Source organism: Salinibacter sp. (assembly GCF_036626415.1).
Classification (GTDB): Bacteria; Bacteroidota; Rhodothermia; order Rhodothermales; family Salinibacteraceae; genus Salinibacter.
Window position 1 is genome coordinate 1 of record NZ_JAZKRW010000126.1, and the last position, 8211, is coordinate 8211.

Here is an 8211-nt window from a genome sequence, read left to right on the forward strand (position 1 = left end):
CGGAAGAAGCCGGGAAAGTCGAGCCGCTTGCCGGAGGCCCGGAAGCGAGCCACGTCCCCGTCCACCTCGGCGTCGAAGTAGACGTTCGTGTAGCGGATCTTGGCGTCCGCGGTCTGGGTGGCCAGCGTGCGCTTCCAGATCAGGTCGTAGAGCGCCGCCTCGATCCCGCTGAGGCCGAGCTCGTCCTTGGTTTTCATCTCCGACCCGGCGGGCCGGATGGCCTCGTGTGCCTCCTGCGCGCTGTCCGAGGAGCTGTACTGGCGCACCCCGTCGCTCAGGTATTCGTCGCCGTAGCGCTGGGCGACGGTGCGCCGGGCCCCCTTCACCGCCTCGCCCGAGAGGTTCGTCGAGTCGGTTCGCATGTAGGTGATGTACCCGTTCTCGTAGAGCGACTGCGCAACGCTCATCGTGCGGCTCGAGGAGAGACTCAGCTTGCGGTTGGCCTCCTGCTGGAGGGTGGACGTAATGAACGGCGGGAACGGCGATTTCGTGCGGGTCCGCTCCTTGATGCCGTCGATGCGCCACGTCGCCTCCGGAAGCTGCTCGGCCAGGGCCGTGGCCTGCTCCTCGTCGAGCAACACCACATCCTCCCCTTCGGTCAGCGACTCTTTGAGGCGCCCGGTGTCTTCATCAAAGTCCTTCCCCGATGCGAGCCGCACCTCGTTCAGGTGCGTCATCTCGGCCTCTACCCCGATGCCCTGCTTGGCCAGCTGCGCGTCGAGGTCCCAGTAGGTGGCCGGCACGAACGTGATGCGCTCCCGCTCCTTTTGCACCAGCAGCCGCACCGCCACGCTCTGCACGCGTCCCGCCGAGAGCTTTGGCTTGATCTTGCGCCAAAGCAGCGGCGAGATCGAATACCCCACGAGTCGATCCAGAATGCGGCGCGTCTGCTGTGCCTCCACCAGGTGCTGGTCGATGTCTCGGGTGTCGCCCAGGGCCCGCTGAATGGCATCCTCCGTAATCTCGTGAAAGACCATCCGCTCTACCGGCACGTCGGGCTCCAGGGCGTGCACGAGGTGCCACCCGATCGACTCGCCTTCTCGATCCTCGTCTGTCGCGATGTAGAGCTCGTCCGCGTTCGACATGGCCCGCTTCAGGTCCCGAACGACCTCTTTTTTGTCCGGCGGCACCACGTACAGCGGCTCGAAGCCGTTGGTCACTTTCACGCCGAGCCGGGCCCAGTCTTCGTCCTTGTACTCGGCGGGAATCTGGTCCGCCGACGCAGGAAGGTCCCGGATGTGGCCCATGCTCGCTTCGACGCGATACCCGCTCTCTGGCAAGAATTCTCGGATCGTGCGGGCCTTCGTCGGAGACTCAACAACAACCAAACGCTTCATAGACAGGGGACGAATCAGGGGTGACAAAGAGACAGCCGAACGACGGGATGGCACGACGGCCCATGGAAGGGAAGAGCGCCCGATAGACCACGCCCGTCACGGGACGGTCGTTCCGAGAAGGCGTGTGACCGATCTGTTTGGACTTGGCCCAAGCGATCCGCACAGCCTTCCTTCAACCGGGCGCACGGGCCCCATAGAAAAGAGCCCGGTACCGGACAGGCCGGCACCGGGCTCTTCCGTGCATTCGCGTCTGAACGCGCCAGCACGAGGAGGACGGACTAAGCAGTCTCGCCGTTGGAGCGCCCCTCTTCCAGGCTGTCTTCGCCCAGGAAGTGGTCAAGGTGATGGGCGCGGTCCTCGACCTTGGTCAGCACCTTCTTGAGCGTTCGCTCGGTGCCGGGGTCGCCAAGGCCCTGCGCCTCCGAAATCACCTCTCGGAGGGTTTCAGCAAGGGTCCGCTCGGCCGCCAGGTCGTGCTGGAGCATCTGCCGGATGCGATAGGTGCCCTCCGGCTCGTGCTCCACGTGAGAGAGCTCCGCCTGGGCGTCCGGCGCGCTGGTCGGAATGCCGCCGAGCGCCGTAATGCGCTCCGCCACGCGGTCGAGGTACTTGTGGACCTCCTCATAATTCTCTTCAAGGAAGACGTGGAGGTCGTTAAACTGCGGTCCCTCTACGAGCCAGTGATGCTTCTGATACTGGTGGTAGAGGGTCCAGAGCGTGCACTGAATCTCGTCGAGCTTCGGGATCAGCTGCTCGGCGACCTCCTGGTCCAGCCCGATGGGATTCTCTTCAATCATCTGCTGCGGGCGCCAGGGCTCGCCGTGCTGAGTGTCAGTTGTTTTCGTTTTGGTTGTTGGCATAACCGTCGGGGTGTGATTTTGTGAAGAGTTGCGAGCGGAAACGTCTCGGGGCAAGGTGTCAGGCCCCCGCGGAGGCTTTGATGACAACCTGACCGTATGTCTGTCATCGTGTGTCCGAAATCCGGTCAAGTAGGGCATTGTAATGGTGTGCAAACCCGGTGCCAGCCGGGATGATTCCGCCTCCCATTCCCTAGTCGTAACGAGTACGCGGAAAATGCCAATGTGCACGGCGCCTCCGCCCCGCCTCTGCCCCCGAGGACGAACAGGGTCACGTCGTATAAAACCCGACGACGAACAGGACCGCCCGATAGGCCAGTAGCAGTGCCCAGATGGCCCAGAATGTAGCGGGGACACGAAGGCCCGCCCCGAGCCACGCGGTCCGGGAGGCTCCCCCGTGCACGTGCCGGAGCGAAGCCGTCACATACAGGATAAGGGCAACGCTGAACACCGCATTCAGAATGGGCTGCTCGGCGACCGAGACCCCAAGCACGAAGGCCAGCAACAACACCGCTGCCAACGGAACAATAGTTCCTGCCAGGACCATGAGGGCAGTGCCCCAAATGTGGGTCGCCTGCACCAGGAATGGCAGGAGAAAGCGGCCCTTCGTGCCCCACCAGCGCAACGGATAAAGGAGCCAAAACCAGACGGCCAGGGCCGGAATGAAGAGAAAGATCAACGACTTGGACAGCCACTTCGCCTGCCGGTCGAAGCGCTCAGCTACTCTCGGAACACGCTGAGAAATTCTGGCGATGCGGCGGCACGGACCTCTGCATTGGACTCTGTCTGGGCCTCTGCCTGATCGAGCGAATCGGCCGCGGCCCGGGCGGCGGAATATGACCAAGCGTCCGGGGCCCCAATCCGCTCGTTCCCCCAACCTTGCGCCAGTTGCTGATGATAGAAGTTGTTGGCGCGGACGTGAAGGTCAAGGGGCGTATGGAACGTGTTCGGCCCAACCCCGCTCGTGGCGAACAGGAAATACGCCACGTTGATGGTCACAAACAGCTGGAGCGGCCCCAGGAACGGCTGCCGACGCCCCCGCAGGAAGGCAACAGTAAGCGCGCCGGGACGCACGAGGAGGCGGTAGAGGGACCGAAAGAGCCGGTTGTCGGCATCGAGCAGGCGGGCCGCTGCCCCCCACAGAAAGCCGATCACTGTTCGTGGACGACGACTCGGGGGTGTCTCTCCACAGACCGCACAGAAGCGGGCTTGGATGAAGGCGTGGCACGTGGGGCACCGCTTGCCCTTCCCCATAAGACGGCCGGGCTTGGACAGTGCAGACCGTATCGCCTCAACCGGCGCGTCGGGCAACGGGGCGAGCCAGTAATTTGGGGCTGACGGTGAAGGGGGAACCATGGACCGCAGAACAAAAATGGTGGTGGGTCAGGCCCTCACCAGTTCCACTACACAAACGCGTTTTCCCCCGTCAGGTCCTCTCCCACGACGAGCGTGTGGACCTCATGCGTCCCCTCGTAGGTCACCACACTCTCCAGGTTGTTCATGTGGCGCATCACCGGGTACATGCTCGTGACCCCGTTCCCGCCCAGCACCTGCCGGGCCGATCGGGCCACCTCCAAGGCCGTCTGACAATTGTTGCGCTTGGCGAGGGACACCTGCTGGGGCCGCATGGTGCCGGCGTCCTTCAGGGTGCCGAGGCGCCAGTTGAGAAGCTGCGCCTTCGTGATCTCCTGCACCATGTCGACGAGGCGTTCCTGCATCAGCTGAAACCCGCCAATGGGCTGCCCGAACTGCTCGCGGTTCTGGGCATGCTGCCGGGCCGTGTCGTAGCAGGCCATGGCCGCGCCGATGGTGCCCCAACAGATGCCGTACCGGGCCTGGGTGAGGCACGACAGCGGCCCCTTTAGCCCCGAAACCCCGGGCAGGCACGCCGCCTCCGGCACCCGCACGCCATCGAGCACCACCTCGCTTGTGACCGCCGCCCGGAGCGACCACGAGTCGTCGATGGGCGGCGTCTCAACCCCGTCGCGGTCCGTCTCCACCAGGAAGCCTCGCACCGTGTCGTCCTCGTCCTTCGCCCAGATCACGGCCACGTCGGCGATGGTGGCGTTGGTCGACCACCGCTTGTGTCCGTCTAGCACCCATCCGTCCCCGTCGCGACGGGCCCGCGTCTGCATCTCGGCGGGATTGGATCCGACGTCGGGTTCCGTCAGCCCGAAGCAGCCAATCGCCTCCCCGTTCGCCAGGGCGGGCAACCAGTGCTCCTTCTGCGCGTCGCTTCCGTACTGCCAGATGGGATACATCACCAGGGCGCCCGTGACCGAACAGAACGACCGGAGGCCCGAGTCGCCCCGTTCGAGTTCCTGCATGATGAGGCCGTAGGCAATGTTGCTGTGCCCCTCGCCGCCGTGCTCGGGGGGGAGCGGGGCCCCCAAGAACCCGTGGTCGGCAAACGCCGGAATCAGGTGCCGGGGGAACTCGGCACGCTGGGCGTGCTTTTCGATGATCGGCTGAACCTCTTTCGTCACGAAGGCCCGCGCCTCATCGCGGATGCTCGTTGCCTCGTCGGACAAAAGCGCGTCGAGGTCGTAGAAGTCGGGCGGATCGAAGGCCGCAGGGTCCCACGTCTCGGACGAGGAGGAAGCCGTCTTGAGATCGGGAGGAGCGGGCTGGGACATGGCTGTCGCGTCAAAGGTGAAAGAAAGGCGAGCACACACGGGAAAAGGGCGGCACGCGCCCGGGCCGGGGCCGTTGCTCTTGATGATCGCCCCACGAAAGCGTACGTTCCGAACGGCAGTCGAAGGGGCCTCGCCCCCTTTTCCTCATGCCACGTCGTGATACGCCACATCCTTCTTCTTGATTCTACACGCTCGTTCTTCCATGCGACGCTTCACGTGCCTCCTGCTCTTTCTTGGGCTCACGTTCTCCCTGTCTCCCGCCCAGGCCCAAGACGACCGCCCAACCCGCTTCGGGCTCGGCATCCAGATGCTCGGCAGTACGGCCAGCGGCAACGTAGGGCCCGGCCTCCACTTCCGAGCCTCCACGCCCCTAAATCCTGATGTGTCGCTGGCGATCGGGTCCGGGCTCACCGGCTTCATCTTTCAGGGACGCGACGACGCTGCCTTTGCCCTCGACCCACAGCTCTCGGCCATCGTCTCCTTTTCGACGGACCGAGTGCAAAACATGTACGTGCTTGGCGGGGTCGGCGCCTACGTGCCGTTCGGCGACACGAACACCGAGAGCGGCCCGACCTTCAACCTGGGCATTGGCCGGGCCTGGCTGCTCGAAGAGAGCTCGCTTTTCGTGGAGTTCAACCCTGGGTTTCTCGTCGGCCGGGAGTCGACCACCCTGGTCCTCCCGATTCGCGTAGGGATCATCCTTTGACCAGAGGTCCAGCTTTTGGCCGTCCGTGCCGCCCGAGCGCCCACCTCACCCCCTGGAACGGGAGTCGGGATCGCGGGAGGCGGGGGCTTCCCCTCCCGACGCTGTTCGGGCGTCCTCCGCCTGTCTTTGCCCCATTGCCTGATCTTCGAGCCCATCCGCGGCCTCGTTCAGAAGATGATCGAGCGATGGAGGAGGGCCCTCAGTCCCTGCATCTTCAGATTCGACCTCCAGCGCGCCATACAGGTGGATCCACCGCTCGAACCGATCGCCGAGCCTCATCACAGCGTACAGCGTAGAGCCCCCGAAAACGACGTCGATGACGGCCGCCCCGAACGAGAGAGGCATCAAAATCACATCCTTGAACCCTTCAAGCCACAGCTTGACCTGAAAGATGACCACGTCACGGACGATTTCGGGGCGGGACGGCGTGTCCGGCGAGGCGGCAGATTCGGACATGGGGATCGCGGGAAAAGCAATGGCGCTGCGGAGCCATAGAACAACGGACCGCCTCCCAAAAAGTTACAATCCCGCGACGCCCATTTGCTAGAGCACCCGTCGGAGAATGGACTGCAGACGCTCGTGGTCGTCATCGAGCAGCCGGCTCAGGGCACGCCCGGCCTGCACGAGCGGTTCGCGCCCGCCACGCTCGCCGCCATGGGCCGCGTAAATGCCCCGGAGCACCGCCACGAGAAGGTCGTCGACGGGCACGTCTGGATCCGGGTGTTCGACGAGGGTTCGGAGGAAGTCGTAGGGCGCCCCGAAGGCTCGGACGTCCTCATCGGTACAGGGCGCGACGAAATCGTGGATGTCGGGGGGCTGTGGCGGAAGGGTCTGTCGCACGTCCCCCGTGGCCCCCTGGCACGCCAGCATCTGAACACGGACAGTGGTGCGGAGCAGCTCGTCGACCATCGGCATCTCCTGCGCCCGCTCTTCGGGCGAGAGGCCAAGCGCTACGGCCTGCCGATTTGTGTCGTAGCTGCCCGTCTCCACGTGGCTCACGAGCCCGTAGAGCGTTGGCGCCGCGTCCGGCCCCACTCGCACCCAGGCCCCAAAGTCAGGCGCGTCGGCCTCCTCGTACACCTCAGCCACGAACTGTCGAGTGGTGGCCTCAATGACTTCTCCCACCGCGTCGGTCTCGTCGGCCATCGTGTGCGTGCGGTCATGAATCATGAAAGAGAAAATCGGGTCCTCAAGGGCCCAAAGGTACGGGCGCCTAAGGGCAGCGTTGCGGGCCGGCCCCACGCGAACTACTCCTCCCGCCCCTTCGCCTCCTCCCAGAGCCGGCGCACCTCCGACAGGTCCGCCTCATCGATGGAGGCCCCTCGCGCCGACAGTCGCGACTCCACGTGCTGAAACCGCCGGGCAAATCGACCGGTGGTCTCTCGGAGTGCATTTTCCGGCGTCACGTCCATGTACCGCGCATAGTTCACCAGTGCGAACAAGAGGTCGCCAAATTCTTGCTGCTGCCGCTCCGGAGATTGATCGCCCTCCACGCTGTCTCGAAACTCCCCCACCTCTTCCTGGACTTTTTGCCAGGCCTCGTCCCGATCCGGAAAGTCGAAGCCAACGCCCGCCGCCTTCTCCTGCACCCGCTGGGCCTGCAGCAGGGCCGGCAGCTGCACCGGGACCCCCTCGAGCACCGAGGAGGGCTCCGCTTCGCCGTTTTTCTCTTGCTGTTTGATTTCTTCCCAGGAGGTTGCCCCCGCGTCCGCGTCGTCGCGTGCTGCGTCCCCGAAGACGTGCGGGTGGCGCCGGACGAGCTTGTCCGTTTCCGCCTCGATCACGTCCGCGAGGGTGAAGCGACCGCCCTCCTCCGCAATGACAGCGTGGAAGAGCACGTGCAGAAGCACGTCGCCGAGCTCCGCCGCCAGCTCGTCCCAGTCCCCGTTGTCGATCGCCTCGACCACCTCGTAGACCTCCTCAATGAGCAGGTGCTTCACCGATTCGTGGGTCTGGTCTCGGTCCCACGGGCAGTCGCGCCGGAGCTGCTTGACGATGGCGGCCAGGTCCGCGAACGCCTCCAGCCGCTCGGCGGGCTCGGCGAACTGGGACTCGTAAATTTTGTCGGCGAGGGACGAATTCGGAGTGGGCATGGGCACCGGGTGAAAGCGGGGGGCAATGTGGCAAGCCGTCGCACGGATGGCTCTACAGCCGGACGCGTCACATGTTTGTGTGTAACGCGTTGGAAGACCCTCTTCGGCGGTCTCGTTCTGAGGAAACATTGGAGGGTGTGTTGCGTCAAAGCAGATGCACCAAAGCACAATCCGGGCAAGCCGGATAGGTGGTGCGTCGCTCTTTCACATATGGGGATGACACGGTTTCGACGTGTAGTAAGCGCGCAGCGGACTGACCTGCCGAGCAGCCTGATTCGCTCCGTAAAACCTGTCAGGAACTGTAACTGCGGACGATTATTCGTACGCGATGGCGGCGTAACAGCCCCCATCTGTCTCACGTCGCTCCTGGCCCTTGGGGAGCGTGAGACATCGACAAAAAGGGTGTAGCCGCCGCGTTCTCCGACTGCGGATGCGCCGGTGAAATCTAATCAGTCTCAGCGCCGCCCTGGCCTCGTGGATGGGCAGACGGGCGACGTGAACCGCCAATGCGTCCACTATGCAGGTAGAGGTTTGCCTGTGCGGCTACACGGACCCGGGTTCGACTCCCGGCATCTCCACAAC

At 64.4% G+C, this 8211-nt stretch carries 9 protein-coding genes and 1 other RNA gene; 2 read left to right on the top strand and 8 right to left on the bottom strand.

The window, feature by feature from the left end; all coding sequences use genetic code 11:
* The 5 genes from topA to V5A20_RS11795 all read right to left on the bottom strand — a co-directional run.
* On the bottom strand, positions 1-1337 hold a 1337-nt coding region (gene topA / locus V5A20_RS11775), incomplete at its 3' end, for a type I DNA topoisomerase (protein WP_332327408.1).
* Positions 1338-1615: 278 nt separating this feature from the next.
* Positions 1616-2197 (bottom strand): DNA starvation/stationary phase protection protein DpsA, encoded by a 582-nt coding sequence (gene dpsA, locus V5A20_RS11780; RefSeq protein ID WP_332327409.1) that lies wholly within the window; start codon positions 2195-2197, stop codon positions 1616-1618.
* A gap of 268 nt (positions 2198-2465) precedes the next feature.
* On the bottom strand, positions 2466-2873 hold the full coding sequence (locus tag V5A20_RS11785) for a hypothetical protein (protein ID WP_332327410.1): 408 nt from the start codon (positions 2871-2873) through the stop codon (positions 2466-2468).
* 41 nt (positions 2874-2914) lie between these two features.
* On the bottom strand, positions 2915-3349 hold the full coding sequence (locus V5A20_RS11790; RefSeq protein WP_332327411.1) for a DUF3667 domain-containing protein: 435 nt from the start codon (positions 3347-3349) through the stop codon (positions 2915-2917).
* A 248-nt stretch (positions 3350-3597) separates the two neighbouring features.
* A complete protein-coding gene (locus tag V5A20_RS11795) occupies positions 3598-4830 on the bottom strand; it encodes an acyl-CoA dehydrogenase family protein (protein ID WP_332327412.1) in 1233 nt (410 codons plus the stop codon).
* 202 nt (positions 4831-5032) lie between these two features.
* Between V5A20_RS11795 and V5A20_RS11800 the strand changes: the two genes are divergently transcribed.
* A complete protein-coding gene (locus V5A20_RS11800) occupies positions 5033-5536 on the top strand; it encodes a hypothetical protein (RefSeq protein ID WP_332316903.1) in 504 nt (167 codons plus the stop codon).
* A 45-nt stretch (positions 5537-5581) separates the two neighbouring features.
* Here the strand turns inward: V5A20_RS11800 and V5A20_RS11805 are convergent, their stop codons facing one another.
* The 3 genes from V5A20_RS11805 to mazG all read right to left on the bottom strand — a co-directional run bounded on the left by V5A20_RS11805 (position 5582) and on the right by mazG (position 7629).
* Entirely contained in the window at positions 5582-5992 is a 411-nt protein-coding gene (locus tag V5A20_RS11805) for a hypothetical protein (RefSeq protein WP_332316902.1), read from the bottom strand.
* Positions 5993-6079: 87 nt separating this feature from the next.
* The gene (locus tag V5A20_RS11810) at positions 6080-6706 is read right to left on the bottom strand and encodes a hypothetical protein (RefSeq protein ID WP_332327413.1); all 627 of its coding nucleotides are present in this window, start codon (positions 6704-6706) and stop codon (positions 6080-6082) included.
* Between the two features lie 77 nt (positions 6707-6783).
* The gene (mazG, locus tag V5A20_RS11815; RefSeq protein WP_332327414.1) at positions 6784-7629 is read right to left on the bottom strand and encodes a nucleoside triphosphate pyrophosphohydrolase; all 846 of its coding nucleotides are present in this window, start codon (positions 7627-7629) and stop codon (positions 6784-6786) included.
* Positions 7630-7841: 212 nt separating this feature from the next.
* Between mazG and ssrA the strand changes: the two genes are divergently transcribed.
* Positions 7842-8210: a transfer-messenger RNA gene (gene ssrA / locus V5A20_RS11820) on the top strand.
* Position 8211 lies beyond the last annotated feature (1 nt).

Bases quoted from the DNA above. Each gene is read 5' to 3' on its own strand.
- V5A20_RS11805 (WP_332316902.1), bottom strand. From the start codon at position 5,992: ATGTCCGAATCTGCCGCCTCGCCGGACACGCCGTCCCGCCCCGAAATC.
- dpsA (WP_332327409.1), bottom strand. From the start codon at position 2,197: ATGCCAACAACCAAAACGAAAACAACTGACACTCAGCACGGCGAGCCC.
- V5A20_RS11800 (WP_332316903.1), top strand. From the start codon at position 5,033: ATGCGACGCTTCACGTGCCTCCTGCTCTTTCTTGGGCTCACGTTCTCC.
- V5A20_RS11795 (WP_332327412.1), bottom strand. From the start codon at position 4,830: ATGTCCCAGCCCGCTCCTCCCGATCTCAAGACGGCTTCCTCCTCGTCC.
- V5A20_RS11810 (WP_332327413.1), bottom strand. From the start codon at position 6,706: ATGATTCATGACCGCACGCACACGATGGCCGACGAGACCGACGCGGTG.
- mazG (WP_332327414.1), bottom strand. From the start codon at position 7,629: ATGCCCACTCCGAATTCGTCCCTCGCCGACAAAATTTACGAGTCCCAG.